26 protein-coding genes, 2 tRNA genes, 1 rRNA gene and 1 pseudogene are annotated in these 25,226 nt (G+C 68.1%); 23 read left to right on the top strand and 7 right to left on the bottom strand.

The window, feature by feature from the left end; all coding sequences use genetic code 11:
* Positions 1-8: 8 nt before the first annotated feature.
* Positions 9-479 (top strand): ribose-5-phosphate isomerase, encoded by a 471-nt coding sequence (locus ACQPXD_RS49945; protein ID WP_432831190.1) that lies wholly within the window; start codon positions 9-11, stop codon positions 477-479.
* A 108-nt stretch (positions 480-587) separates the two neighbouring features.
* Here the strand turns inward: ACQPXD_RS49945 and ACQPXD_RS49940 are convergent, their stop codons facing one another.
* From ACQPXD_RS49940 to ACQPXD_RS49930, 3 genes are all read right to left on the bottom strand, one after another.
* Positions 588-1,061, bottom strand: coding sequence for a hypothetical protein (locus tag ACQPXD_RS49940; RefSeq protein ID WP_432831188.1), 474 nt, complete (start codon positions 1,059-1,061; stop codon positions 588-590).
* Between the two features lie 88 nt (positions 1,062-1,149).
* Positions 1,150-1,659 (bottom strand): sterol carrier protein domain-containing protein, encoded by a 510-nt coding sequence (locus tag ACQPXD_RS49935; protein WP_432844238.1) that lies wholly within the window; start codon positions 1,657-1,659, stop codon positions 1,150-1,152.
* Positions 1,566-2,366 carry a GNAT family N-acetyltransferase gene (locus tag ACQPXD_RS49930; protein WP_432831186.1) on the bottom strand — a complete coding sequence of 267 codons (801 nt, stop codon included), beginning with the start codon at positions 2,364-2,366 and terminating at the stop codon, positions 1,566-1,568. The genes ACQPXD_RS49935 and ACQPXD_RS49930 overlap by 94 nt, the downstream gene beginning before the upstream one ends.
* A gap of 105 nt (positions 2,367-2,471) precedes the next feature.
* Here ACQPXD_RS49930 and ACQPXD_RS49925 point away from each other — a divergent pair, with 105 nt between their 5' ends.
* Both ACQPXD_RS49925 and ACQPXD_RS49920 read left to right on the top strand, forming a co-directional pair.
* Entirely contained in the window at positions 2,472-4,145 is a 1,674-nt protein-coding gene (locus tag ACQPXD_RS49925) for a serine/threonine protein kinase (protein ID WP_432831184.1), read from the top strand.
* Positions 4,142-4,894, top strand: a complete 753-nt coding sequence (locus tag ACQPXD_RS49920; protein ID WP_432831182.1) for a tyrosine-protein phosphatase — start codon at positions 4,142-4,144, stop codon at positions 4,892-4,894. The genes ACQPXD_RS49925 and ACQPXD_RS49920 overlap by 4 nt, the downstream gene beginning before the upstream one ends.
* Here the strand turns inward: ACQPXD_RS49920 and ACQPXD_RS49915 are convergent.
* Positions 4,863-5,681, bottom strand: coding sequence for an SDR family oxidoreductase (locus ACQPXD_RS49915; protein WP_432831180.1), 819 nt, complete (start codon positions 5,679-5,681; stop codon positions 4,863-4,865). The genes ACQPXD_RS49920 and ACQPXD_RS49915 overlap by 32 nt on opposite strands.
* A 119-nt stretch (positions 5,682-5,800) precedes the next feature.
* Between ACQPXD_RS49915 and ACQPXD_RS49910 the strand changes: the two genes are divergently transcribed.
* From ACQPXD_RS49910 to ACQPXD_RS49860, 11 genes and pseudogenes are all read left to right on the top strand, one after another.
* Positions 5,801-6,451 (top strand): DUF2625 family protein, encoded by a 651-nt coding sequence (locus tag ACQPXD_RS49910; RefSeq protein ID WP_432831178.1) that lies wholly within the window; start codon positions 5,801-5,803, stop codon positions 6,449-6,451.
* Positions 6,452-6,542: 91 nt separating this feature from the next.
* On the top strand, positions 6,543-6,950 hold the full coding sequence (locus tag ACQPXD_RS49905) for a YciI family protein (protein ID WP_432844237.1): 408 nt from the start codon (positions 6,543-6,545) through the stop codon (positions 6,948-6,950).
* Positions 6,950-8,146 (top strand): RNA polymerase sigma factor, encoded by a 1,197-nt coding sequence (locus ACQPXD_RS49900; RefSeq protein ID WP_432831176.1) that lies wholly within the window; start codon positions 6,950-6,952, stop codon positions 8,144-8,146. The genes ACQPXD_RS49905 and ACQPXD_RS49900 overlap by 1 nt, the downstream gene beginning before the upstream one ends.
* 93 nt (positions 8,147-8,239) lie before the next feature.
* Positions 8,240-8,383: a hypothetical protein gene (locus tag ACQPXD_RS49895; RefSeq protein ID WP_432831174.1), complete on the top strand. Its 144-nt coding sequence runs from the start codon at positions 8,240-8,242 to the stop codon at positions 8,381-8,383.
* Between the two features lie 1,394 nt (positions 8,384-9,777).
* Positions 9,778-10,371, top strand: coding sequence for a hypothetical protein (locus ACQPXD_RS49890; protein WP_432831173.1), 594 nt, complete (start codon positions 9,778-9,780; stop codon positions 10,369-10,371).
* A 173-nt stretch (positions 10,372-10,544) separates the two neighbouring features.
* Positions 10,545-12,185 (top strand): AIPR family protein, encoded by a 1,641-nt coding sequence (locus ACQPXD_RS49885; RefSeq protein ID WP_432831171.1) that lies wholly within the window; start codon positions 10,545-10,547, stop codon positions 12,183-12,185.
* 68 nt (positions 12,186-12,253) lie between these two features.
* Positions 12,254-12,382, top strand: a pseudogene (locus ACQPXD_RS49880) (helix-turn-helix domain-containing protein); the annotation flags it as partial.
* 18 nt (positions 12,383-12,400) lie between these two features.
* A complete protein-coding gene (locus ACQPXD_RS49875; protein ID WP_432844376.1) occupies positions 12,401-13,465 on the top strand; it encodes a hypothetical protein in 1,065 nt (354 codons plus the stop codon).
* 5 nt (positions 13,466-13,470) lie between these two features.
* Positions 13,471-14,022, top strand: a complete 552-nt coding sequence (locus tag ACQPXD_RS49870) for a flavoprotein (protein ID WP_432831169.1) — start codon at positions 13,471-13,473, stop codon at positions 14,020-14,022.
* 301 nt (positions 14,023-14,323) lie between these two features.
* Positions 14,324-14,482 carry a hypothetical protein gene (locus tag ACQPXD_RS49865; RefSeq protein WP_432831167.1) on the top strand — a complete coding sequence of 53 codons (159 nt, stop codon included), beginning with the start codon at positions 14,324-14,326 and terminating at the stop codon, positions 14,480-14,482.
* The gene (locus tag ACQPXD_RS49860; RefSeq protein WP_432831165.1) at positions 14,482-14,676 is read left to right on the top strand and encodes a hypothetical protein; all 195 of its coding nucleotides are present in this window, start codon (positions 14,482-14,484) and stop codon (positions 14,674-14,676) included. The genes ACQPXD_RS49865 and ACQPXD_RS49860 overlap by 1 nt, the downstream gene beginning before the upstream one ends.
* Positions 14,677-14,686: 10 nt before the next feature.
* Here the strand turns inward: ACQPXD_RS49860 and ACQPXD_RS49855 are convergent, their stop codons facing one another.
* Both ACQPXD_RS49855 and ACQPXD_RS49850 read right to left on the bottom strand, forming a co-directional pair.
* A complete protein-coding gene (locus ACQPXD_RS49855; protein WP_432831163.1) occupies positions 14,687-15,406 on the bottom strand; it encodes a hypothetical protein in 720 nt (239 codons plus the stop codon).
* A complete protein-coding gene (locus ACQPXD_RS49850) occupies positions 15,403-15,672 on the bottom strand; it encodes a DUF1778 domain-containing protein (RefSeq protein ID WP_432831161.1) in 270 nt (89 codons plus the stop codon). Before ACQPXD_RS49850 ends, ACQPXD_RS49855 begins: the two co-directional genes overlap by 4 nt.
* 355 nt (positions 15,673-16,027) lie before the next feature.
* Between ACQPXD_RS49850 and ACQPXD_RS49845 the strand changes: the two genes are divergently transcribed.
* Positions 16,028-16,183, top strand: coding sequence for a hypothetical protein (locus tag ACQPXD_RS49845; protein ID WP_432831159.1), 156 nt, complete (start codon positions 16,028-16,030; stop codon positions 16,181-16,183).
* Positions 16,184-16,403: 220 nt separating this feature from the next.
* Here ACQPXD_RS49845 and ACQPXD_RS49840 read toward each other — a convergent pair.
* Positions 16,404-16,474, bottom strand: a tRNA-Gly gene (locus ACQPXD_RS49840).
* A 144-nt stretch (positions 16,475-16,618) separates the two neighbouring features.
* Between ACQPXD_RS49840 and ACQPXD_RS49835 the strand changes: the two genes are divergently transcribed.
* The 8 genes from ACQPXD_RS49835 (at position 16,619) to ACQPXD_RS49800 (ending at position 25,204) form a co-directional block, all read left to right on the top strand.
* Positions 16,619-16,692 (top strand) — tRNA-Pro (locus ACQPXD_RS49835).
* A 58-nt stretch (positions 16,693-16,750) separates the two neighbouring features.
* Positions 16,751-18,121: a trigger factor gene (gene tig, locus ACQPXD_RS49830; RefSeq protein ID WP_432831157.1), complete on the top strand. Its 1,371-nt coding sequence runs from the start codon at positions 16,751-16,753 to the stop codon at positions 18,119-18,121.
* A 171-nt stretch (positions 18,122-18,292) separates the two neighbouring features.
* On the top strand, positions 18,293-18,943 hold the full coding sequence (locus tag ACQPXD_RS49825) for an ATP-dependent Clp protease proteolytic subunit (RefSeq protein WP_432831155.1): 651 nt from the start codon (positions 18,293-18,295) through the stop codon (positions 18,941-18,943).
* Positions 18,944-18,954: 11 nt separating this feature from the next.
* Complete coding sequence (locus ACQPXD_RS49820) at positions 18,955-19,614, top strand: ATP-dependent Clp protease proteolytic subunit (RefSeq protein WP_350616060.1); 660 nt, start codon at positions 18,955-18,957, stop codon at positions 19,612-19,614.
* Between the two features lie 264 nt (positions 19,615-19,878).
* Complete coding sequence (gene clpX, locus ACQPXD_RS49815) at positions 19,879-21,177, top strand: ATP-dependent Clp protease ATP-binding subunit ClpX (protein ID WP_432831153.1); 1,299 nt, start codon at positions 19,879-19,881, stop codon at positions 21,175-21,177.
* 159 nt (positions 21,178-21,336) lie between these two features.
* Positions 21,337-22,170 carry an EamA family transporter gene (locus ACQPXD_RS49810; protein ID WP_432831151.1) on the top strand — a complete coding sequence of 278 codons (834 nt, stop codon included), beginning with the start codon at positions 21,337-21,339 and terminating at the stop codon, positions 22,168-22,170.
* 16 nt (positions 22,171-22,186) lie between these two features.
* Complete coding sequence (locus ACQPXD_RS49805) at positions 22,187-22,981, top strand: carbon-nitrogen hydrolase family protein (RefSeq protein WP_432831149.1); 795 nt, start codon at positions 22,187-22,189, stop codon at positions 22,979-22,981.
* Positions 22,982-23,689: 708 nt separating this feature from the next.
* Positions 23,690-25,204: ribosomal RNA gene (locus ACQPXD_RS49800) — 16S ribosomal RNA — on the top strand.
* Positions 25,205-25,226 lie beyond the last annotated feature (22 nt).

Here is a 25,226-nt window from a genome sequence, read left to right as displayed (position 1 = left end):
TGCCGGGTATGCGCGTCTACCTTGGTTCGGACCACGCCGGCTACGAGTTGAAAGTGCACCTGGTCAGCGCCCTCGGCCTGCAGGGCTACGAGGTCGTCGACGTCGGCCCGGCGAAGTACGACCCGGACGACGACTACCCGGTCTTCTGTTTCCACACGGGAGCCCGGGTGGTCGCCGACCCGGGCAGCCTCGGCGTGGTCATCGGGGGCTCGGGCAACGGCGAGCAGATCGCCGCCAACAAGGTGCCCGGCGTCCGCGCCGCCCTGGCGTGGAACATCGAGACCGCGCAGCTCGCCCGCGAGCACAACGACGCCAACATCGTCGCGATCGGCGCCCGTCAGCACACCATCGACGAGGCGACGACGCTGGTGACCACGTTCCTGTCCACGAAGTTCTCCGGCAACGAGCGCCACGCGCGGCGCATCGCGCAGGTGCTGGAGTACGACAACAGCCGCGTGCTCCCGCCGCTGCCCGCCTGAGGGCCACTCACCGGGGTCCGCGCCGAGACCCCCCTCGGCGCGAACCCCGCAAGTTCCATGGCAACTGTTCGAGGCCGGGAATGGCATCGTCCGAAGGGCCGACTCGAATCACCCAGTGGGTGAGCGGCGCCCGGGCCGGGTGAGCTCCTCGCGCGGCACCCATCCACGCCGGACGATCTGCAGGTCGCGCTCGGCCGCCGCCAGGTCGTCGTCGCTCGGGCGGGCCGCGTCCCGGGCGCGCATCGCCGCCGAGACGCTGACCTGGGAGGCGCCGCCGCCGACCAGGCCGCGCAGGCCCCGCTCGGACACCACCTCGTCGTGATGGTGGTGATGGTGCTCGTCGTGGTGCGGCTCGTCGTGCGGGTCCTCGGGCTCGCGCGACTCGGCCGGTGCGGCGGGGGCCGGGGTGGCCGGCTCCGGATCGTGGACGGCCGCGGTCATCGCGAACGTGCCCGAAAGCTCGGCGAGGTGGTGCGGCGAGGGGCGGGGCGCCGGCCGCTTCGGGGTCTCGGCCTCGGCCTCGGCCTCGGACGTCGTCTCCACCGGTTCGGGCTCCTGCGGTGTGGGGGCGGGCGGGGTCACCGGCTGATGTTGCCGCATGCGGCGCCGGCGCCGCTGGATCCCACCCATGCGACCGACAGTACCGTCTTGCGCCCCGCCCGCCGACACATCAGAAGATTTCGATCGAGTTCGGCGCGACGGGCCAGCCGAACGCGGTGCTCGCCGCGGCCACGGCGGTGGGGCGGTGCTCGCGGATCCGGCCGGCCTGGTGCAGCGTGCCGAGCGGGGTGCCGCCCAGGTACGCCGCGGCCAGGTCGGCGATGTCGAGGACGAAGTCGGGCTCGCCGTCGGCCCGGGTGCAGGTCACCAGCGCGCCGCCGGCGCCCACGCGCAGCCGCCAGCGCCCGGCGTTGGCCGGCAGCAGCGCGTCGGTGACCTCGAACACGACGTCGACCGGGGCCGCGTAGCGGCGGGCGGTGAGCGCCGCGGGCAGGTCGCGGATGCGCACCCAGAGCCCGTCGGTGAGCCGGCTGCCGAGCTGCCGGGGCTCGTCGACGAGGTGGAACAGCGGCTCGTCGACGCTGGTCAGGCCCTGGACCAGGGTGCGGGCCAGGTCGATGCGCAGCAGGAAGCGGTACAGCTCGGTGTAGGCCGTGGGCGTCGCGGCGACCACCTCGATGACGTTGACCTCCTGCTTGGGCCCGTAGTCGTCCCAGCCGGGCGCGATGCGATACCGCGCGCGTAGCCGTCGACCACCCCGTCCGGGTTTTCGAACAGCACGGCGCGCTCCGCCGTGTGGCCCTCCCGCCGGGTCTCCGCGTCGAGGGTCAGGTGCTTCCACCAGGTCTCGCTGCGGCCCGTCCAGCCCGGGCGGGTCGGCAGCACCCTGGAGTACACCTGGGAAAACTCGGCGATCGCGTTGGCCGGCACCACGCCGCGCAGCTCGCCCGGCGACGGCGGCATGCGCAGGCTCACCTCGCGCAGGTTGGCCCGCAGGGTCACGTTCTGCGACGCCAGCCCGTAACCGAAGCGCTGATAAATGCGGCCCTCGGAGGCCCACAGCGCGGCGAGGGCCTCCGGCGCGGTGGTCAGCTGGTCGGTGATCAGGCGGCGCAGCAGGCCGCGCCGGGTGTGCGCGTTGGCGACCGCGACGCCCGTGACGTGCGCCACCGGGATCACCCCGCCCGGCACCGCCATGTCGCGTGTGAAGATCCCGGCGACGCCGGCGATCTCCCCGGCCCGCTCGGCGAGGTGGATCCGCTCCGGCTCGATGACGCTGCGGTAGGCGGTCTCGGGCGCCCCGGTGGCCCCGAACGCCTCGCGGCGCACTCGCGAGACGGCATCGAGATCGTCGGCGGTCGCGGTGCGCAGCACATAGTCGCTCATCCGGTTGTGTCTACCTCGTGACCTCCACTCAGCGCGACCGATTTGCGCGCTCGTTACTCTCAGAAGCGTGGGGGTTGCAAGGCCATTGCTGGGGGGAGTGGTGTGATGACGCAGGGTGCGTTGCTGGACCTCGTCTGCGGTCCGGCGAGCCCTTTGCCCGAGACGTTCCAGCGGTACCGTCTGGTGGCCCACCTGGGCTCCGGCGGCCAGGCGGACGTCTACCGCGCCGTGCGGGTGTGCGGCGGGGTCACCTCGGCGCCGATGACCGTCAAGGTCTTCCGCGTCGATCCGCAGCGGCCCATCGCCGACGAGTTGCGCTCCTGGGACAAGGGCGACGCCGCCCTCATGGACCTCAACAACCGGGGCGTCGCGGGCATCTGCCGGCGCGCCGACGGTTTCTACGGGCCGCCGCCGCACCGGCCGGGCGAGCGCCCGGCGCCCGGCGACGCCGTGCCCTACCAGGTGTATGACTACCTGCACGGGGTCAACCTGCGTGAGTACGTGGTGCAGCGGTCCGGCACCGCGCCCGGATCGCGCCGGCTCAACGCCGTGTCCGCCTTGAAAACCCTGGCCGCGGTACTGCAGAGCCTGCACAACCCGCAGGAGAGCGGCGCCACGCCGGTGCTGCACATGGACGTGAAGCCGTCCAACCTGATGGTGCTCGCCACCGGCGAGGTGCGCCTGATCGACTTCACCGGCGCCCGGTACTTCCGCGAGGAGGAGATCACCCAGATCGCCTACACGCCGGAGTCGGGCGGCCCGGAGGCGTTCGGCGGCGTGAAGTACGTCGGCCCGGCGTACGACGTCCACGGCTACGGCGCGGTGGCGTATTTCATGGTGACCGGTGCCTACCCGCGCGTCGACGGCCGCAGCGACCAGCACGCCCCGCACGAGGCCTCCCCGCCGCCGTGGAACGTGCTGCGCCGCCACCCGCTGCTGGAGCGCATCCCCGCGCTGCGCGACCACCTGCACGCCCCGCTCGCCGACCGGCCCGCCGACCGCCCGGCCACCCGCGAGCTGCCGGCCTGGCTGGCCGAGCTGGGTGAGCTGGTCCGCCGGGCCGGGCTGCCCGACGTCGGCTGCGACTGGCACGAGACCGAGTCGACCGAGACGGCCCGGGCCGTCGGCCGGGCCCGCCCGTCGATCAGCGGCACCGAGACCGACGCCTACCAGCGCATCGAGCGGCTGGAGCGCGAGCTGGTGGCGCTGCGATCCGGGGGTACCGGTGCGACGGCTCTGCAGACGATGGCGCCGCCGGTCTCCGCTCCGCCCGTGTCCGGTGTGCCGGTCTCGCCCAGCGGGGTGGCGGTGAACGCCGAGGGCGTGCCCCAGATGCGCGGCCGGGCCAAGGTCATCCCGCGGCCGGCGCCCGACCCGACCGGCATGATGCCCGCCGAGCCGGAGGAGTACCACCGCCCGCGCTACGAGCCGCCCCGCGGCGAGCGCGCCCGCCAGCTGAAGATCGGCTGGGAGCTGACCGGCACCGGCGCGGTGATCGCGTTCATCTGCTGGGGCCTGTGGGCGCTGGACAGCGAGGGCAGCCTGACCGGGCCGTTCATCGCGTTCCTGGTGGTGCTCGGGGTCGCCGTCGGCGTGTTCGCGCTGTCCCGGCTGCTCGGCCGGCTCATCATCGAGCAGCGGCTGGGCCGCCTGCGGCGCAGCGCGAAGGGCGCGCACGCCATCACGGGCCTGTTCCTGGCCGGCGCCGGCATCGCCTACCTGCGCGAGGTCGACTGGTTCGTCAACTTCTACCATTCGGTGGAAGGCCTCATCCGGTGAGGTGGCGCCGCCGCCGGCGGCCATCGGCCGGCAAGCTCGAGGGGCTGGTGAACTTCCGCGACCTGGGCGGGCTGCCGGCCGCCGGCGGCACCGTGCGCCCGGGCGTGCTCTTCCGCAGCGACTCGCTGGCCTACGCGACCCCGGCCGACGCCCAGCACCTGGTGCGCGGGCTGGGCGTGTCCACCGTGATCGACCTGCGCGGCGAGTACGAGGTGGAGCAGCTCGGCCGCGGCCCGCTGGCCGGCGCCCGGGTCGAGTACTACTCGGCCCCGATCGCCGACGTCAGCGGCGCGGAGGACCTCGTCGGGCACTATGTGGCGATGCTCACCGAGAAGGGGCCGGTGCTGGCCGGCACGGTGCGCCACCTGGCCTGCGCCGGGACCCTGCCGGCGGTGTTCCACTGCGAGGCCGGCTGCGACCGCACCGGCGTGCTGGCCGCGGTCGTGCTCGGCCTGCTCGGCGTGCCCGAGGAGGCGATCGCCGCCGACTACGCCGCCACCGCGGCCGCGATGCCCACCATCCACGAGCGGGTCGCCGTCGTCGTCGACCGCCTCGGCCTGCCGCCGCGCCCGGTATCCCTGCCGATGTGGGAGCCGGAGGCGCAGCTGATGACCCGGATGCTGGACCTGGTGCGGGAGCGGTGGGGGGACATGGAGGGCTGGGCGCGCGAGTACGGCCTCACGCCGGGCGAGCTGTCCGCGCTGCGCGCCAGCCTCGTCACACCGCTGCCGGCACCGGCCGCGTGTTGAGCAGCGCCGTGTAGTCGCGCTGGGCGGCGTCGAGCAGCGTCGTCCAGGCGTCCTCGCCCACCGGCGTGCGCACCGGCCGCTCCTCGGCGGCGATCAGCCGCAGCAGCTCGCTCGCGAAGCGCTCCGGCGGACTGGCGATCGGCAGGCTCTTGAGGGCCCGGAAACCGGCCCGCATCGGCTCCACGGTCCGGTGGTACGCCGGGACGGGCTCCGACTCGGTGAGCGAGGCACCCCACTCGGTGGCGAACACGCCGGGCTCGACCGCCATCGCGTGGACCCCGCTGCCGGCGAGTTCCAGGGCCAGGGTCTCGACCATGCCCTCCAGCGCGAACTTCGCCGCCGCGTAGGCGCCCAGCCCCGGGTGAGCCATCCGGCCCGCGGTCGAGGACACCATCACGATGTCGCCGAAGCCCTGGGCGCGCATCAGCGGCAGCACCATCCGGGTCAGCCGCCACGGCGCCACCAGGTTCACCGCCAGCTGGGCCTCGAGTTCGGCGTCGGTGACCTCCTCGACGGCGCCGAAGTGGCCCACGCCGGCGTTGTTGACCAGCACGTCCACGCCGCCGTAGCGGGCTAGCGCGGCGTGGACGGCGTTGTGGCAGTCGTCGGGGTCGCGGATGTCGAGGGCGCAGGTGGCCAGCGTCCGGGGGTAGCGGTCCCGCAGCTCCTCGAGCGTCTCCGGGCGCCGGGCCGTGGCCAGCACATGCTGCCCGGACGCGGCGACCGCCTCGGCGAGCGCGCGTCCGAGACCGGTGGAGCAACCAGTGATCAACCAGCGACGAGTCATATCCGGCATAGTGACTCTTAGTATCCGATGGTCAACAGTCTGAGAAACGTGAATGACCATCATTCAGGCGCTCTTTCCGTCGTTCGTGTCCGTCCGGGCCCCGGCCGTACAGTTGGCGGGTGCGCTCGCTGGCGGAGCTGATCTCCGATGACCGGTCCGCCTGGGCCGAGATCGAGGCCGCGGTCACCGGTTCCCCGTATGCCGTCGAGATCCTGCCGACCGACCCCGACCGGGCCGCGTCCTGCCTGCACCGGCTGCAGGTGGGCACCGGGTCCTGGCTCGGCGCGCTGGTGTACGGCAGCGGCGGCCTGGTCGTCGACGGCGGCTGGCTGCGGGTCCTCGGGTCCGGCAACCCGCGGCGCCGGCTGGCCGACATCCACGCGGTCAACGCGGTGTTCGAGGCGGCCGGCCTGGTCGTGGCCCAGGACATCATGGGCGGCGAGTTCGTGTGGCGGCAGGGCGAGAGCGACGGGAAGCCCACCATCCACTACTTCGCGCCGGATACGCTGCGCTGGGAGGACCTCACTCTCGGCTATACGGACTGGCTCTACGCCATGCTGGCCGGCGCGGTCGACCAGTTCTACCGCAGCTGGCGCTGGCCCGGCTGGCGCGACGAGGTGGCGCAGTGCCCGCTCGACGCCGGCCTCGGCACCGCGCCGCCGCTGTTCAGCCGGGAGGCGCGGGAGCTGGACCGGATGAGCCGCCGGCCGGTCCCGATGCTCGAGCTGATCGGCACCAAGCACGACATGGCCGACCAGCTCGGCACATGATCCGGTCCCGGATTCCTGTCCTGATGCGCGCGGCGGCTCCGACGTAGCCCGCGAGTACACCGATCCTGGAGAGGGGCCGACCGTGAAGTACATGATCCTGAGCTACGCGTCGCAGCGCGACTACGACGCGATGGCCGGCAAACCGGGCGCAGCCGACGAGTCGCCGTGGCAGCCGGAGGACTTCGCCGCCATGGGCGCGTTCATGGCGGACTTCAACCGCGAGCTGGAGGAGGCCGGCGAGCTCGTGGAGACCCGCGCGCTCGACGCACCCGTGCACACCCGGCGGGTCGGCGGCGCGGCCGGCGTGGTCACCGACGGCCCGTATGCCGAGACGCAGGAGGTCCTCGCCGGCTACTGGATCGTCGAGTGCGACAGCTTCGACCGGGCCACCCAGATCGCGCTGCGCCTCGGCAAGTGCCCGGCACCGCCCGCGGTCGCCGCCAGCGCGTATGCCGACGTCCGCCCCATCGTCGAGTCGTCCAGCGAGCTCGGCTTCTGATGGCCGCACTCGAGGACCTGCTGCGCGCCCTCGCGCCGCAGGTCCTCGGTGCGCTCGTGCGCCGATACGGACATTTCGACACGGCGGAGGACGCGGTCCAGGAGGCGCTGCTGGCCGCCGCCCGCCAGTGGCCGCGGGACCCGCCCCACGATCCGCGGGCCTGGCTGATCGCGGTGGCCGCCCGCCGCCTGACCGACCTGCTGCGCGCAGAGGAGGCTCGTCGGCGGCGCGAGTTCGCCTGGTCCGTGGATGTACCCCCGGCCGTGCCGGACACCGATGACTCGCTGGTCCTGCTGTTCATGTGCTGCCACCCGGCGCTGAAGCCCGATGCGCAGATCGCGCTCACGCTGCGGGCCGTGGGCGGCCTCACGACGGCGGAGGTGGCCCGCGCCTTCCTGGTCCCCGAGGACACGATGGCCCGCCGGATCGGCCGCGCCAAGCAGCGAATCCGGGTGAGCGGGGTCCCTTTCGCGCTGCCGCACCCGGCGGATCGTCACAACCGCCTGGAAGTGGTACTCCGGGTGCTGTACCTGATCTTCAACGAGGGCTACACGGCCACCCGCGGCCCGCTGCTGCACCGCCCCGACCTGGCCGCCGAGGCCATCCGGCTCACCCGCCTGGTCCACCGCACGTTGCCGGACGATCTGGAGGCGGCCGGCCTGCTGGCCCTCATGCTGCTCACCGACGCCCGCCGGGAGGCCCGGGCGGCCGCGGACGGCTCGCTGGTACCCATGGCCGAACAGGACCGCTCCCGCTGGAGCCCGGCCCAGATCGCCGAGGGCGTCGAGCTGATCACCGCGACCCTGCCCCGCGGCGTGCCCGGCCCGTACCAGCTGCAGGCCGCGATCGCCGCCGTCCACGACGAGGCCCCTTCGGCCGCCGAGACCGACTGGCCGCAGATCGTCGCGCTGTACGCGTTGCTGATGCGCCGCGCCCCGAGCCCGATCGTGGCCCTGAACCATGCCGTGGCGGTGACGATGGCCCGCGGCCCCGCCGCCGGCCTGGCCCTGATCGACGACCTGGACGCTTTGTCGGGCGACCACCGCTTGCACGCCGTGCGCGGCCACCTGCTGGAGATGTCCGGCGACGCGCCGGCCGCCCGCGCCGCCTACCTGAAGGCCGCTTCGCTGGCCGGCACCTTGCCCCAGCAGCGGTACCTCAACACCCGCGCCGCCGCCCTGCCAGAATTGGGATGATCGGGCACGGCGCGGCACATGCCGGACGTTTCCGCAGGTCAATTCCTTGATCGCGGCTGCTTTCGTACGTATGTTCGGCTAAGGTCGTCGGTCATGGAGATCGCGAAGACCTGCCCCGCCACCAAGACCACCCCAACCGCCTCGGGCGACGTGGAGGTCCGCTGCACCAAGCCCGCCAACCACCCCGACCCCCAACACGAGGCAAAGCTGGGCGCCTTCCCAATCCGCTGGCGCTAGCCCCGCCGGATCAGTTCACGCGGCCGCGATCCTGGCCAGCAGTGCACGCCGACGCTGCTCCCGCTCCTCGGGGGGTCCAGCGCGCCTCCACCTCATCCAGCCGCTGCACCGGGTCGAACCCGCGCAATATAGCAGCACAAGCCAAGTTATGGCCCTATTAATTGATGCTCAGGCGGCTGCGGGTTAGGGCGCCCGCGGGGCACGGCGGTGATCGGCGCCGGCCTCTCGGCGCGGCGGTGCGGATGTCGCACCCGCTGGGCGCAATCGCCAATCTGCGCGGCCGGTGCGGACATATGTCTCCGTGATCATGATGCCGCGGTGGCCGCATACCGGCTTTGCCATGATCCCGGAGACTTGTGGTACACGGGGGTACATCAGCACTCCGTGATCATGAAAAACCGTTGGTGTCGAGCCGGGTTGCGCATGATCACGGAGACTTCCGGTTGCTGCGCCGTGCGGCGCCCGACGGGTGGGACGTGATCACCGACTGCGGGGACTACACCGTGGATCGGGCGCTTGCTGCTCACCTGGTGGGCGAATTCGTGGGGGAGGAGCGGAAGCTTTCCTCTTCACCGGCGGCGTGGGCGCGCTGACGCGTGCCGGCAACTTCGGTTGGGCGGCCGAATCAAGGTCGAAGTCGGGGTGGGGCCGAGGTTCGGCGGCATGTGGAGCGCGGCTGAGGCTGGGTGAAAGGTGAGGACGTTTCCGCTGCTAGCCAGCCTGGCGGTGCGGTTGAGGGGGTGTGGGTGGAGCGAAGCTCCCCCTCGGAATGGATACAGAGAGCGGGCGAGGAGAATCGAACTCCCACCGTCAGTTTGGAAGATCGTCTCGCGACGGGGTGATCTGTCCGGATCGCCTGGTGGGCGGCCCGGCGGGTTGCCCCGTCGTGCCCGCTCGTGACCTCTGGCGGACGGGGTGAATGGCCCGCAAATGGCCCGGCTCGATCATGCTTCCGGACACCTGAGTGAGCCGCCGCGCCGGCCGATGCCGGCGCTTGCGCCGCCAGCAGGCCGAGCGCGAGCGGCGTTCGCCCCAGTGGTCCTGTTCCCGCGCCCCAGATGGCCGTAGCGGGCCTAGCGACCCTCCCGTATGCCGTCGTCCACCCTCAGGGGAGCGGGGCGGCGTCGGGTGGGCCAGGCTCGCCGAAGGCGACCGCGAAGCGGCTTGCACCCGGCGCCGGTCTGCTCGGCTCGGCCTGGACGACGGTGCGGGAGCGGAGCGACCTCCCCGGAGCCAGAGGACCCGCCGGAGGCAGACCGCAACTACACGCGGAGTCGGCAGGGAGCGAAGCGACCGGTGTCGGCGGGAGCAGCGGTCCGCACCACGACGAACGTACGCAAAAAGATCTACGTTCGTGTAGTGCTTTCCGGGTTACGGAGTGGTACACGTGGCAAATGGCAAACATCGCCGCGAATGCGTCGACAGGCTCCTCCGTCACGCCCGCGGTAATAGTCTCGTTTTTGGCGTTGTTATTCACCATTGCATCCTTCTGGTGGATACAGGTCAGGCGCGGTCGGCTTCGCGCATACCCGCCGCTTTCGTACGCGGGTGCGTTTGGCGGTTCGAAGCTGCTGTTGAATCTGCCGCTTGTCCTCTACAACACAGGCCCAGCTCCGATCGTCATACTCGATTTCCGCCTGCGTATTGTGGGTATTGCTGCGCGTGAAGACACCGCGCTGCCGCTGCTCGTTTCGTGGTACTCCATCCAGCCGAGGCTTGAGCCGGCTGCATCCGGCGGCGGTCGAGCGCTGCCCTCGCCAATTGCGTTGAACGGCAGGCAGGCTGTTGAGCGTTTCATCGAGTTTGGTCGCACCAACGCGCCTACTGATTTAGCCGGCGGCCCCTACGACGTCACGGTTGAGGTTCGGCTCGCCCACAAGAGGACCTGGCGACCGCTTGTGTCGTTTGCACTGCATACGGAACTTGTTAACGGCGAAGCCCGCAATCGATACCTACAGCACACCAACGATCCTGAGTGGGTCGGCTGAACCTCAAGCGCTGCGGCTTGGCCGGCGAAGCCGGCGCTTGATTTGGATGAGCCATATTCGGCAACGCTGGTGCCGCGGAGTGCCGGATGGCCCTCCGGCGCCTCGTAGCTCCAGGCAATCAAGTATGCTGCTGCCGGCCGAGAATCCGGGAGGGGTCAGTGAGTCTTCTTCACGTGCGCCAGATTGAAACGCACCTGAGAAACAAATATGGGTCGTACTGGCTGGACTCGCTGGACGACGACAACAACCTTTCACGGCTCTTGGCGCGTCACGCGATCGACGTTGCTCTGGGTCCCGCCGCTGTAGATGGTGTAGCTCTGGTGGAGATCACGGACGGCGAGGGTGATCGCGGCATTGATGCAATCGCGGTCGACGATAGCGCGAAGCTTGTCGTGGTTGTTCAGTCCAAATGGCGGAAAGATGGAACTGGTTCGATCGACCTTGGATCGGTCCTTAAGTTTGTAGACGGGGTTCGGTACCTACTCGATTTTTCCTCGGAAGGAATACCGACATGCTCTCCGACCACGAAGGTCGCTGTTCGAACAGCTATGCAAACGCCTGGAACTCAGCTTGTGTTGGTGCTGGCGACTACCGCCAGTAATGCTTTGGCTGAAGAGGTGAATCAGCCTATTAGCGACCTGCTTGCGACTCTTAACGACGCTGGGGACGACAGAAAGATCGCGACCGCAAGTGTTTATACACAGGGCACCTTCTTCGATGCACTTGCGCAGCCGCAGCGGAAGGCTGTCGATCTCGAAGTCCACATGCTCGACTGGGGCCGAACTCTAGAGCCTGTTCCGGCTTTCTATGGCCGAGCGAACGCTGTGTTGGTCGCCGACTGGTTCAGTAAGCACGGAGTGAGCCTTTTCGCGGAGAATATTCGAGTCGTATTGCCGCGATCGGAGATCAACGAGGGAATTCTTAGAACCGTTACCGAGGAACCGGAGAAGTTTTGGTACTACAATAACGGAATCACGATCCTGGCTTCCAAGATCGAGAGGAGTCTGGCGGGCTCGACGAACCGGGACGCTGGATATTTCAAATTGAAGGATGCGAGCGTCATCAATGGTGCACAGACTGTGTCGACATTGGGTCGAGCGGCGAAGGAGGGCCTTTACGATTCTTTGGGTCGGGCATATGTAGCGGTCCGATGCATTGAGGTGGCGTCGGACGATGCAGACCTTTCGCGACGAATTACGCGATTCGCAAATACTCAAAACGTTGTTTCGTCTCAGGATTTCGCGTTTCTCGACGATGAACAGCACCGGTTGGCCAAGGAACTCCGTGTTCTCGGATTCGACTACATTCTCCGTGCCGGTGAGGTTTCAGTACAGAAAGATCCGGAGAAGGCTATTGATGTCAGGCAGGCGGCCGTGGCTCTGGCGTGCGCGTCTACTGAGCTGTCGCATGTAGTATTGGCAAAACGCGAAGTTTCGCGGCTTTTCGACCGTGAGGGAGGGCCGTACAGGGCGCTGTTCAATCCAACGACGAATGGCCTTCTGCTTCATCGTGCAGTCCAAGTCGTCCGCGCGGTTGATGCTCGGATGGACGAGGTGGCCACTACGAGTGACAACCTGCGGGCGGGCGTCGCCGTGAATGGGCGCAGGATGATTGCGCACGTAATTCTCAACCGAATTGGCAAGAAATTGCTGAGTAGCCCGGACTTCGACTTTTCCGCAGCGTATGTCAAGGTCTCCGAGGATGCCGATCGGTTGCTCGACGCGATAACTGTCGCTTTTCCCACAAATTCTTATCCGGGTAATGTTTTCAAAAATCAGGCGCGCTGCGCAGAGCTACTGAAGGTTGTCGCGTAGAGTCGAATATTGCAATGATCGCCTACCTGTGGCTTTGAATTGCCGGAGTTCTCTGCGACACTTAACGGATGGTATCCGGATCGGTTGGCGAGCGGGTCGCAGCATACCGGCGCAGGCGAGGGCTGAGCCAGTCCGCGCTGGCGGGCCTTGTGGGTCGGTCGGAGTCGTGGCTATCGCAGGTGGAGCGGGGCGTTCGGTCCGTTGATCGATTGTCCGTGTTGCTCGACCTAGCGAAAGTTCTGAATGTTGAGGTCGAGGCGTTGACTGGCCAGCCGTGGCAGTACGCGCCGAGTGGAAGCCCGCTTGTCGACGGGCTTGATGACGTCCGGCGGTTTTTCGGCCGGTACGACAGTCTGCTTGGTGTGGTGTCCGACGACCAGGTCGACGTGGTCGACGTGCGTCAGCGCGTGAACGCGGCGCATCGCGCGTATCAGGCGGCCGAGTATGAGCGTGTGGTCCAGGATTTGCCCGCCTTGCTGTCGCTCGCCGATCCGCTGCGGTCGACCGCGAGCGGGGGTCGTCGGCGGGACGCGTTGGCGAGTTATGTGAACGCCTACGCCATGGCCGCGAAGCTGCTTACGAAGATGGGGGCGGCTGATCTCGCGCTGTTGTCTGCCGATCGTGCGGCTTCAGCGGCAGTCGACGCGGACTCGGCTGAGTCGCGTGGAGTGGCGGCCTATCAGGTGGTGTGTGCGCTGCTGCGGGCGGACCGCGCCGAAGACGCTGAGGGGCTCGCGGTGCAGATGGCCGAGGTGATGGAGCGCGAGGCACGGCCGGAAGAGCCGGTAGTGGTCTCCGTGGCTGGTGCGCTCTGGCTGATTGCCGCCGTGATTGCCGGGCGGCGCACCGATCGCGGTGAGGCGTGGCGGCGGCTGAACCAGGCCGAAACGCTCGCCACGATGCTCGGGCAAGATGGCAATTTCGCCTGGACGGCGTTCGGGCCGACGAACGTAGCCATCCATCGTGTGTCGGTGGCGGCCGAACTGGGCGACCCGGCGGAGGCGATTCGCGCGGCGGAGGCCGTCGATCCGGAGCGGCTGCCGGTCGGGCTCAACAGCCGGCGGGCACAGGTCCACCTCGACCTGGCCTGGGCGCAGGTGCAGCGCAAGCGGGACGCTGATGCGCTGCTGCATCTGATGGAAGCGGAGCGGACGGTGCCGGAGATGATCCGGTACAACGTGATGGCTCGGGAGTTGGTCCGCGAGATGCTGGCGCGGCAGAAGCGGTCAACGACCAGTGCCCTGCATCGGTTGGCGGTCCGGGCGGGTGTGCTGGACTAGCGGGCGTGGCTGATCGCTCGGTAACGGTCGTCGTGTGCGGCGCTCCATTGACGTTGCGCACTGGCGACCTGGTGGCGGCCCTTCAGGGTGCTGGCTGGCTGCCGCGCGTGGTGGGTACGCCTACTGCGCGTGAATGGTTGGACGCAGAGGCGGTCGAGGGGCTGACCGGACGGCCGCCGCAGTTCGACTACCGGGCGCCGACGCTGGAGCGCCGCGCCGATCCGCCGGCGGCGCTTGTGGTCTGTCCGGCGACCTTCAACACCATCAACAAGGCCGCGGCCGGCGCGATGGACACGTACGCGCTCGGGCAGGTCTGTGAGGCGATCGGGATGCGGTTGCCGACGCTTGTCGTGCCGATGGTGAACGACAAGCTCTGGGGCCACCCGGCGTGGTCCGCCAGCCTGGCCGTCTTGCGCGGTGCCGGCGTTCGTCTGGTCGACGTTCACACTGGGCAACCCGGAGAGGTGCCGACCAAGTCCGGCACTGGCGCTGAAGTCATCGAGCGATTCCAGCCCGCCTGGCTTGTTGAGCAGCTCAACGCACTTATGGCCGACTGAGGACAACCGCCGACTTCGGTCCCTAACCCGCACAAAAGTGCGGGTCGTTTCGTGGTGCGGGGTCATCACCCTGTGTGGTTGCACGCTATCTCCTAACAGCGAGCCTTGCGCATTTCTCGATCCGCGGCCCTCACGCGGCGGGTCGTTCGCCCAGCGCGCAGGGACACGATCGTGAGGGCTCTACACGGAGCGCTTCTACCGCGACGCCGAGCGGCATCGCGTGCTGCGGCCGGGCTGGACCTGCGCGGAATGCGGACTGTTGTGGCCCTGCGTCCCCGCGCGGCTGCTCATCAAGCAGAGGATGCGCGGCACCAGCGACCAGGTGCGCGCTGCCGGCGGTGCCGTGTGGCGCACCTGCACCACCTGCCAGGCCCCGGCGCCGCTGCCGCCGGACGTCGAGCGTTGCGATGCCTGCCGCCTCGGCCCGGCCCCGACCGTCCCGGACGGCGGTGAGGCGTGATGAGGACGCACCGTCGTGCCGTCGCCGCGCCTGTGGCCACCGGCGTCAACGCCGCCCGGGAGCTGTACCGGCACCCCACCAAGACCACCCCAACCGCCTCGGGCGACGTGGAGGTCCGCTGCACCAAGCCCGCCAACCACCCCGACCCCCAACACGAGGCGAAGCTGGGCGCCTTCCCAATCCGCTGGTGGTGATGCCTTCGGGTCAAGCGATGTCGAACGGATCTCGCCCAAGCGCCGTCTTGATCGCGTCCTTCAGCGCATCCATGGTGATCGGCTTGCGTGCGGCGTCGTCTGCCTGGGCCTCGAGGGCTCGGGCAATCGCCCGAAGGTCGTCCGGAGACGCCACGACCGGCGTTGTCTCGCCGTCCGGGCCGGACACGACGAGGGCTGTGAGGCCTCCCTGCGCCGTGACCTTCACCATGCCCGTGCTCAGCGCGCGCTTGGCCGTGGCAACCTTCATGACCAGCCGCAGCGGGTCGCCCTTGATCGGCTGGAACCCGCGGCGCTGGTAGTAGCCCGCCACCTGCGCGTTGATCGCGTCTACAACGATCAGCCGGCCGCCCGCGACGCCGGCGGCCTTGGTGAGGACCTCCATGGCGTCGAGCAGCAGGTCGTCGCTGAGGTTCTGCCCTTGCAGCGAGCGGTCCAGTGCGAAACGGGTCAGCAGGTAGGCGGGGATGACGCTGAATCCGGCCGCCAGTCCGCGGGTGAGCTCGGCCCGCTCGACTCGGGTCGGTGCGATCGAGTAGTAGGCAACGACGTCACCGCTGTCCTCCGGCGTCCACACGTATGTGCGGGAGGTGCCGGCAAGTTGCGCGCGGCGAGCGTGTTCCTTGAGCCATACGTCGAGGGACGGCTCGCCGCACTGAAATTGATCGAGCTGGTGGGTGTCCTTGAGCCGGCTTGATCTGAACAACTTCACACGCGCCGGAAACGTCGAGGACGGTTGGCGATCTCGGTCAGCGCCGGCGCCTCGTCCGCTTCGTCGAGTGCGGCGATGAGCTCGTCGAACTGCTCGGCGGGCATGATGGTCCGGTGCGCTCGCGCGAGCACCCTGTCCGCCTCGGCGCGCGCCGTTCGCACCACGAAGGCCGACACGGGTTCACCGAGCAGTTCGGCGGCTTCCGAGATCCGCGACTTGCTGACCTCGTCGGCGCGCACCTCGATGCGCTCCGTCTTCGGGTTCATGTCGCCCTCCCTTCGGCCAAGCGGTATGTCACCTCGACTGTACGGCGTTTGTACGGAAGCACCTAGCGTTCGGCGGCGGATCCTGCTCGCGCCCCCGGGCCACTCCGAGGCAATACGACTGTCGGGCTGTGCGCTCATGTGTTCGACCGTAGTGGATGGACCCCGCACGGCACAGCAGTGTAAGGCCGATTATGGCCCTAAGTTGATCGACCCGATGGAGCTGGTCACGTCCGCGGCGGACGTATGTCTCCGTGATCATGATGCCCGCGGTGGCCGCATATCGGGTTTGCCATGATCCCGGAGACTTGTGGTACACGGGGGTACATCAGCACTCCGTGATCATGAAAAACCGTTGGTGTCGAGCCGGGTTGCGCATGATCACGGAGACTTCCGGTTCCTGCGCCGTGCGGCGCCCGACGGGTGGGACGTGATCACCGACTGCGGGGACTACACCGTGGATCGGGCGCTCGCTGGTCACCTGGTGGGCGAATTCGTGGGGGAGGAGCAGTAGCTCTCCTCTTCACCGGCGGCGCGGGGGCGCTGACGCGTTTCGGCAACTTCGGTCGGGCGGCCAGATCAAGATCGAAGTCGGGGTGGGGCCGATGTTCGCCGGCATGTGGAGCGCGGCTGAGGCTGGGTGAAGGTGAGGACGTTTGCGCTGCTAGCCAGCCTGGCGGTGCGGTTGAGGGGGTGTGGGTGGAGCGAAGCTCCCCCTCGGAATGGATACAGAGAGCGGGCGAGGAGAATCGAACTCCCACCGTCAGTTTGGAAGACTGAAGCTCTGCCATTGAGCTACGCCCGCGTGCGGTCCCGGGGATCGGGTGCCGGTCCATGGTAGCGAATCCTCCGGGCCCGCGGTGGGGGGCAGGGGTCCACGGTGTGCGACAGCGGCATACCGAGCGGCGCGGTGCCGGGCGGAGCGCATACACTTGCCGACGCACACCACCGGGGTGTAGCGCAGTTTGGTAGCGCACTCGCTTTGGGAGCGAGGGGCCGTGGGTTCAAATCCCGCCACCCCGACCGGGAAGTCAAAGGCAGCCGCCAGTCCAGATGCCGTACCAATGAGGGAGAAAGTCCTGTGAAGAGCACCGTCGAGACCCTGAGCCCGACGCGCGTGCGGCTCGAAATCGAGGTGCCGTTCGCCGAGTTGGAGCCGAGTCTTCGCAAGGCGTACCGGGAGATCGGCTCGCAGGTCAGTATCCCCGGGTTCCGGCGGGGGAAGGTGCCCACCGCGGTGATCGACCAGCGGGTGGGGCGCGGCGCCGTGTTGAACGAGGCGGTGCAGGAGGTCATTCCGACCCAGATCCTGGCCGCGGTCCGTGAGCACGAGGTCAAGACGCTCGGGCGGCCCGAGGTGGAGATCACCGAGTTCGCCGACGGGCAGCCGTTGAAGTTCACGGCCGAGGTCGACGTGCGGCCGGAGATCACGCTTCCGGATCTCAGTGAGATCCAGGTGACCGTCGACGCGCTCGTGGTGAGCGACGAGGACGTGGACGAGCAGCTCAAGGGGCTGCGCGACCGGTTCGCGACGCTGAAGACCGTGGAGCGCACGGCGCTGGTCGGTGACTACGTCCAGATCGACCTGGTCGCGACCGTCGACGGCGAAGAGGTGCCGGGCGGCAGCGCGACCAACGTCTCGCACGAGGTGGGTAGCGGCCAGCTGGTGCCCGGGCTCGACGACGTGCTGGTGGGCCTGGGAGCCGGGGACTCGACCACCTTCACCACGCAGCTGGTCGGCGGGGAGTTCGAGGGGCGCGACGCCGAGGTGTCCGTCACCGTGAAGTCGGTGAAGGACAAGCAGCTGCCCGATCTTGACGACGAGTTCGCGCAGCTGGCGAGCGAGTTCGACACGCTGGACGAGCTCAAGGCCGACCTGAGCGAGCGGCTCACCCGGGTGAAGCGGATGGAGCAGCTCTACGCGGCGCGTGACCTCGCGCTCAAGGCCGTCATCGACGCGACCGACGTCCCGGCGCCGGAGGGCGTGGTGAAGGACGAGGTCGAGTCGCGCAAGGAGTCGATGAACGACCAGCTGCAGCGGATCGGCGCCTCGTTCGACGACTACCTGGAGACCGAGGGCAAGACCTCGGAGGAGATGGACGCCGAGCTCAACGAGGCGGCCGTCGAGGGCGTGAAGGTGCAGCTGGTGCTCGACACCCTGGCCGACGCCGAGGACATCCAGGTCAGCGACGACGAGTTCGGCCACGAGATCGTCCACCGGGCGCAGCGCGCCGGCGTCGGGCCCCAGCAGTACTACGACCAGCTGGTCCAGGCCGGCGTGGCGGGCGCGGTCTTCGGTGACGTGCGCCGCGGCAAGGCGCTCGGGCTGGTGCTCGAGCGGGTGAAGATTGTCGACAGCGACGGCAACGCGCTGAGCCTCGACGACCTGCGCGGCGCGGTCGACGAGCACGAGGGTCACGATCACGGCGACCACGAGGGCCACAACCACTAACGTTGAAGGCCGGGGGCTAAACCGAAAAACCCCGGCCCTCACCGGAGCCGGGGGTCAAAGCGTCGTCCCGCAACCACGGTGCGCTCATAGCGAAATGCGGTCAGCACGGGAAGCTGCCGCTCCCCGCACCGGTTAGGGTCGGCAAGTACAAGACTCTTGCGAAGGGCTGCCATGACCGACCTGCATATTCCAGCGTCGCCAGTCAGTCCCGCGCCCCACGGGCGCGGTCGGGGCGCGGACACGAGCCTGACGCTCGACGACTCGGTGTTCAACCGTCTGCTCAAGGAGCGGATCATCTTCCTGGGCAGCGAGGTCAACGACCAGGTTGCCAACCGTATCTGTGCCCAGATGCTCCTGCTCGCCGCCGAGGACGAGGAGCGCGACATCTGGCTTTACATCAACTCGCCCGGTGGCTCGGTCTACTCGGGCATGGCGATCTACGACATCATGCAGTTCGTCAGCAACGACGTGGCGACTGTCGCGATGGGCATGGCCGCCTCGATGGGTCAGCTGCTGCTGTGCGCCGGTGCGGCGGGCAAGCGCATGGCCCTGCCGCACGCGCGCATCATGATGCACCAGCCGTCCGGCGGCATCGGGGGCACGGCCTCCGACATCGCCATTCAGGCCGAGCAGATGCTCTACACCAAGCGGATGTTCCAGGAGCGCGTGGCGTTCCACACCGGGCAGTCGCTGGGGCAGATCGAGGCCGACTCCGACCGTGACCGCTGGTTCACCGCCGAAGAGGCGCGGGACTACGGCTTCATCGACAAGGTGATCACCGGGGCCCAGCAGGCTCCGGAAGGCGCCGGAACCCTGGCCTGAGGAGCGAAGCCATGACCGATCTGAGTCTGCCCCCGGCGCTGCGCGAGGTGCACAACCGCTACATCCTGCCGTCGTATGTCGAACGCACGTCATACGGCATCAAGGAGACCAACCCGTACAACAAGCTGTTCGAGGACCGGATCATCTTCCTCGGCGTGCAGATCGACGACGCGTCAGCCAACGACGTGATGGCGCAGCTGCTCACGCTGGAGAGCACCGAGCCGGACCGGGACATCACGCTGTACATCAACTCGCCCGGTGGCTCCTTCACGGCCATGACGGCGATCTACGACACCATGCTCTACGTCCGGCCCGACATCCTCACGGTGTGCCTGGGCCAGGCGGCGAGCGCGGCCGCGGTGCTGCTCGCGGCGGGCACGCCGGGCAAGCGCCTCGCCCTGCCCAACTCCCGGATCATCATCCACCAGCCGGCCACCGAGGGTGGCTACGGGCAGGGCTCGGACATCGAGATCCAGGCCCGCGAGATCATGCGGATGCGCACGCAGCTCGAGGAGATGGTGTCGCGCCACACCGGCCAGCCGGTGGAGAAGGTCCGCAAGGACATCGACCGCGACAAAATCCTCACCGCCGACGAGGCCAAGGAATACGGCCTGGTCGACAACGTGCTGGTCAGCCGCAAGAAGTCCAGCCTGGTGGCGTCGGGCAGCTGAGCCCGCTGAGCAGGACCCTCGTCGGCTCGCCTAACCTCCGGGTTCGGCGAGCCGATGAGGTTGCCGAGGAGCCGGGACGGGCCGCGGCGGGGCCGGGAAACCGGCCATTGGGAGTCTGCTCGAAAGACACCCCCGCGTAGGGGGTCGGAATACGGGCGACCACCAGGTAACGTCGAGGCAGAAGCCAACGTGGGCGCCAGTCGCTCCGCGCGGCAGGGGATGCGATCCGGACGTAGGGTCCGGCCGAAGGCAGGGAGATCGTAGGTGGCACGGATCGGCGACGGCGGCGACCTACTGAAGTGCTCCTTCTGCGGCAAGTCGCAGAAGCAGGTGAAGAAACTGATCGCCGGACCCGGCGTCTACATCTGCGATGAGTGCATTGATCTCTGCAACGAGATCATCGAGGAAGAGCTTGCGGAGTCGGGCGACGTCAAGTTCGACGAGTTGCCCAAACCGATGGAGATCTGCGCCTTCCTCGACCAATACGTGGTCGGCCAGGATCAGGCCAAGAAGGCCCTCGCGGTGGCGGTCTACAACCACTACAAGCGGGTGCAGGCCGAGTCCGGCGGCAGCTCCGGCGGCGACGGCGTCGAGCTGGCGAAGTCCAACATCCTGCTGATCGGCCCGACGGGCTGCGGCAAGACGCACCTGGCCCAGACCCTCGCGCGCATGCTCAACGTGCCGTTCGCGATCGCGGACGCCACCGCGCTCACCGAGGCCGGCTATGTCGGCGAGGACGTCGAGAACATCCTGCTGAAGCTGATCCAGGCCGCCGACTACGACATCCGCCGGGCCGAGACCGGGATCGTCTACATCGACGAGGTCGACAAGATCGCGCGCAAGTCGGAGAACCCGTCGATCACCCGGGACGTCTCCGGCGAGGGCGTGCAGCAGGCGCTGCTGAAGATCATCGAGGGCACGGTGGCCAACGTGCCGCCGCAGGGCGGGCGCAAGCACCCGCACCAGGAGTTCATCCAGATCGACACGTCCAACGTGCTCTTCATCTGCGGTGGCGCCTTCGCCGGCCTCGACCGGATCGTCCAGCAGCGGGTCGGCAAGGGCGGCACCGGCTTCGGCGCCAACCTGCGCTCGATCACCGACCGCACGGCCGACGACGCCTTCAGCGACGTCATGCCGGAGGACATGCTCAAGTTCGGCCTGATCCCCGAGTTCATCGGGCGCCTGCCGGTCATCACCAGCGTCAAGAGCCTCGACCGCGACGCGCTGGTCAAGATCCTCACCGAGCCGCGCAACGCGCTCGTGCGGCAGTATCAGCGGCTGTTCGAGCTCGACGGCGTCGAGCTCGAGTTCGCGCCCGAGGCCCTGGAGGCGATCGCCGACCAGGCCATCCTGCGCGGCACCGGCGCCCGCGGGCTGCGGGCGATCATGGAAGAGGTCCTCCTCTCCGTGATGTACGAGGTGCCCAGCAACCCCAACATCGCCCGGGTCCTGATCACCCGCGAGGTCGTGCTGGAGAAGGTCATCCCGACGATCGTGCCGCGGGACCTCGCCGCCCACCGGGTCGGCCGGCGCCGGGCGGACCGCGAGGAGAAGTCGGCCTGAGCAAGACCAACCAGTGACCCGGGACACAGTGTCCCGGGTCACTGCGCGTTCCGGCCACGGATTCCCGCCGTCCAATGTCAGGGAAATCGTCGTCAAGCTTCGGTGGTACCACGGAAAAACTCGCAGCAGCGCGGAATCGATGCTGATATCGTCGTCTGCGTGCTGTCCCTCGTGTTCGCCGCGGCCTCCGCGCTCATCTGGGGTGCGGGTGACTTCGCCGGCGGCAAGGCGAGTCAGCGCGCCAACTCTTTCGTCGTCGCCCTCGTCGCCGAGACGGCGGGCATCCCGCTCCTCGCCGGCTGGCTGCTGATCACCCGCCCCGGCGCGCCGGGCCTCGCCGATCTCGCCTGGGGCGTGGCCTCCGGGCTGGTCGGCAACGCGGGACTGGTGATCTTCTACCGGGCGCTCGCCGGCGGCGCGATGTCGGTCGTCGCGCCCTTGACGGCGACCACGACCGCGGCGGTACCACTGCTGCTTGGTCTGTTTCTCGATCGTCTGCCGTCGGCTCCGGCGCTCGCGGGCGCGGTGCTCGCGGTGGCCGCGATCACGCTCGTCAGCGCCGGGCCCCGCGGCGGCGCCCGCGCCTCCCGCGCGCTGGCGGGCCTCGCGCTGCTGTCCGGCGTGCTGTTCGGCGGCTACTTCACGCTGGTGGCCCAGACCTCGGACGCCTCCGGCCTGTGGCCGCTGCTCGCCGGCCGGGTGGCGGGAGTCACCGGCCTGCTCGTGACCATGCGCGCGCTCCGCGTGCCGGTGCGTGTTCCGGGCGGCACCGTTCTGCTCGGGGGTACCGCCGGAGCCTTCGACGTCGCCGCGAATGCGCTCTATCTCTTCGCCGTGCGCAACGGCGTGCTCAGCGTCGCCGCGCCCCTGGCCTCGCTGTATCCGGTGACGACCGTCGTGCTCGCCGTGGCCGTCGATCGGGAGCGGATGCGGCCGCTGCAGATCACCGGGCTGGGCCTGGCCGCCGTGGCCCTCGTGCTGACCGCCGGCTGACCGTAGGCTTGGCCGTATGCGCGTAGCGGTGTGCCAGCTCAACGCCCGTGACGACCGGTCCGACAACCTCAGGGTGGCTCGCGAGCTGCTGCAGCGGGCCGCGGACGGGGGAGCGGACCTGGCGATGCTGCCGGAGTACGTGGACTACCTCGGCCGCGCGCACTCGGCGCCGAAGCCCGAGGGCGTCGACGGCGAGTTCGCCGCGTTCTTCGCCGACGCCGCGCGGGAGCTCGGCATGTGGGTGCACGCGGGGTCGTTCCACGAGACCGGGCCGGACGCCGAGCACACGTACAACACGTCGCTCGTCTTCGATCGGTCCGGCGCGCTCGCCGCGACGTATCGAAAGATCCACCTCTATGACGTAGAGATCCCGGGGCGTGTCTCATATCACGAGTCGAAGACGGTCGCCCCCGGCGGGACGACGGCCTGCGTCGATGTCGAGCGCGTCCGCGTCGGCCTGTCGGTCTGCTATGACCTGCGGTTCCCGGAGTTGTACCGCGCGCTGGCGATCGACGGCGCGACCGTCCTCGTGGTGCCGGCGGCGTTCATGCTGCACACCGGCCGGGACCACTGGGAGGTGCTGCTGCGGGCGCGCGCCATCGAGAACCAGTGCTATGTGCTCGCCGCCGGCCAGATCGGCAACCATGACCCCGATCGCACCTGCTTCGGGCGCAGCATGGTGGTCGACCCGTGGGGGACGGTCGTCGCCCAGGCCCCCGACGTCGTTGGTGTGACGTTCGCGGACCTCGATCTTGAGCGGCTGGAAGAGATTCGCCTGACCCTGCCGAGCCTGGCCAACCGCCGTCTATAGGGCGCTGACGTGCCGATTTGACTCCGACACGGCAAGGTCCGTAAGGTTCTCCACGTCCGAGGGGCTGGGCGGAAACAACCAGAACGTCGGATTTGAGAAACTCTGGGTGGTGCGAACGCGAATTTGCGATCGCGAAGCCGGCCAGGTAAGGTTTCCCAGCCGGTAGGGAACCGGGCAGGCCCGCGAGGGCCGGTCGGCCTACCGAAATCCCAAGCGAGTCTGGCGCCGGAAACGGCGCGGTTGACGCGCGCGGGAGAAACGGTTCAGACGGTCGGTAAGCGGAAAACGCGAACTTGACAGGACGGATCGGGCTGGTAGAGTAGGAAAGCCGGTGGCGAGCCGGGCGGGCAAGCGAGCGACAAGCTCCAGTGTCGGCCGGTGCGATCGGATCTCCCGAAACAAGATCGCCGGAAACGGCGGCCTTGCTATGCTCGGGAAACCCGCTGGAAGTGAGAAAGTTCGGACAACGGACTTGACAACGGAAAGCGAACTGGTAAGGTGGAGCAGTTGCCCCGGACGAGGCGAGCGAGAAATCGCGGACCACGGCGGTGTGTGTTGGTTGTTTGAGAACTCAACAGGGTGCTTGTTAAGCCAGTGCCAATTGAAATTTACCCCGTGGCACGGTGTCCCTTTCGAGGGTGATCGTGTCTGGGATTCCTTTGGTGACAACATGTTTGTTGCCGGGTGATTGATTCACCAACGTTGGTTTTGTTGGAGAGTTTGATCCTGGCTCAGGACGAACGCTGGCGGCGTGCTTAACACATGCAAGTCGAGCGGAAAGGCCCTTCGGGGTACTCGAGCGGCGAACGGGTGAGTAACACGTGAGTAACCTGCCCCAGGCTTTGGGATAACCCTCGGAAACGGGGGCTAATACCGGATATTCATATCGGACGGCATCGTCGGGTGTGGAAAGTTTTTCGGCGTGGGATGGGCTCGCGGCCTATCAGCTTGTTGGTGGGGTGATGGCCTACCAAGGCGACGACGGGTAGCCGGCCTGAGAGGGCGACCGGCCACACTGGGACTGAGACACGGCCCAGACTCCTACGGGAGGCAGCAGTGGGGAATATTGCACAATGGGCGGAAGCCTGATGCAGCGACGCCGCGTGAGGGATGAAGGCCTTCGGGTTGTAAACCTCTTTCGACAGGGACGAAGCGTGAGTGACGGTACCTGGAGAAGAAGCGCCGGCCAACTACGTGCCAGCAGCCGCGGTAAGACGTAGGGCGCGAGCGTTGTCCGGATTTATTGGGCGTAAAGAGCTCGTAGGCGGCTTGTTGCGTCAGCTGTGAAAACCCGCAGCTCAACTGTGGGCTTGCAGCTGATACGGGCAGGCTTGAGTTCGGTAGGGGAGACTGGAATTCCTGGTGTAGCGGTGAAATGCGCAGATATCAGGAGGAACACCGGTGGCGAAGGCGGGTCTCTGGGCCGATACTGACGCTGAGGAGCGAAAGCGTGGGGAGCGAACAGGATTAGATACCCTGGTAGTCCACGCTGTAAACGTTGGGCGCTAGGTGTGGGGGGCCTCTCCGGTTCTCTGTGCCGCAGCTAACGCATTAAGCGCCCCGCCTGGGGAGTACGGCCGCAAGGCTAAAACTCAAAGGAATTGACGGGGGCCCGCACAAGCGGCGGAGCATGCGGATTAATTCGATGCAACGCGAAGAACCTTACCTGGGTTTGACATGTTCGGTAATCCGGCAGAGATGTCGGGTCCTTCGGGGCCGTTCACAGGTGGTGCATGGCTGTCGTCAGCTCGTGTCGTGAGATGTTGGGTTAAGTCCCGCAACGAGCGCAACCCTTGTTCGATGTTGCCAGCGGTTCGGCCGGGGACTCATCGAAGACTGCCGGGGTCAACTCGGAGGAAGGTGGGGATGACGTCAAGTCATCATGCCCCTTATGTCCAGGGCTTCACGCATGCTACAATGGCCGGTACAAAGGGCTGCGATACCGTGAGGTGGAGCGAATCCCAAAAAGCCGGTCTCAGTTCGGATCGGGGTCTGCAACTCGACCCCGTGAAGTCGGAGTCGCTAGTAATCGCAGATCAGCAACGCTGCGGTGAATACGTTCCCGGGCCTTGTACACACCGCCCGTCACGTCACGAAAGTCGGCAACACCCGAAGCCGGTGGCCCAACCCTTGTGGAGGGAGCCGTCGAAGGTGGGGCTGGCGATTGGGACGAAGTCGTAACAAGGTAGCCGTACCGGAAGGTGCGGCTGGATCACCTCCTTTCTAAGGAGCGCCTTCCACCGAA

It is taken from the genome of Dactylosporangium sp. CA-092794 (assembly GCF_050948465.1).
Lineage (GTDB): Bacteria > Actinomycetota > Actinomycetes > Mycobacteriales > Micromonosporaceae > Dactylosporangium.
The sequence above is the reverse complement of the archived record's forward strand: the minus strand, read 5'-3'. Positions and strand labels throughout refer to the sequence as shown.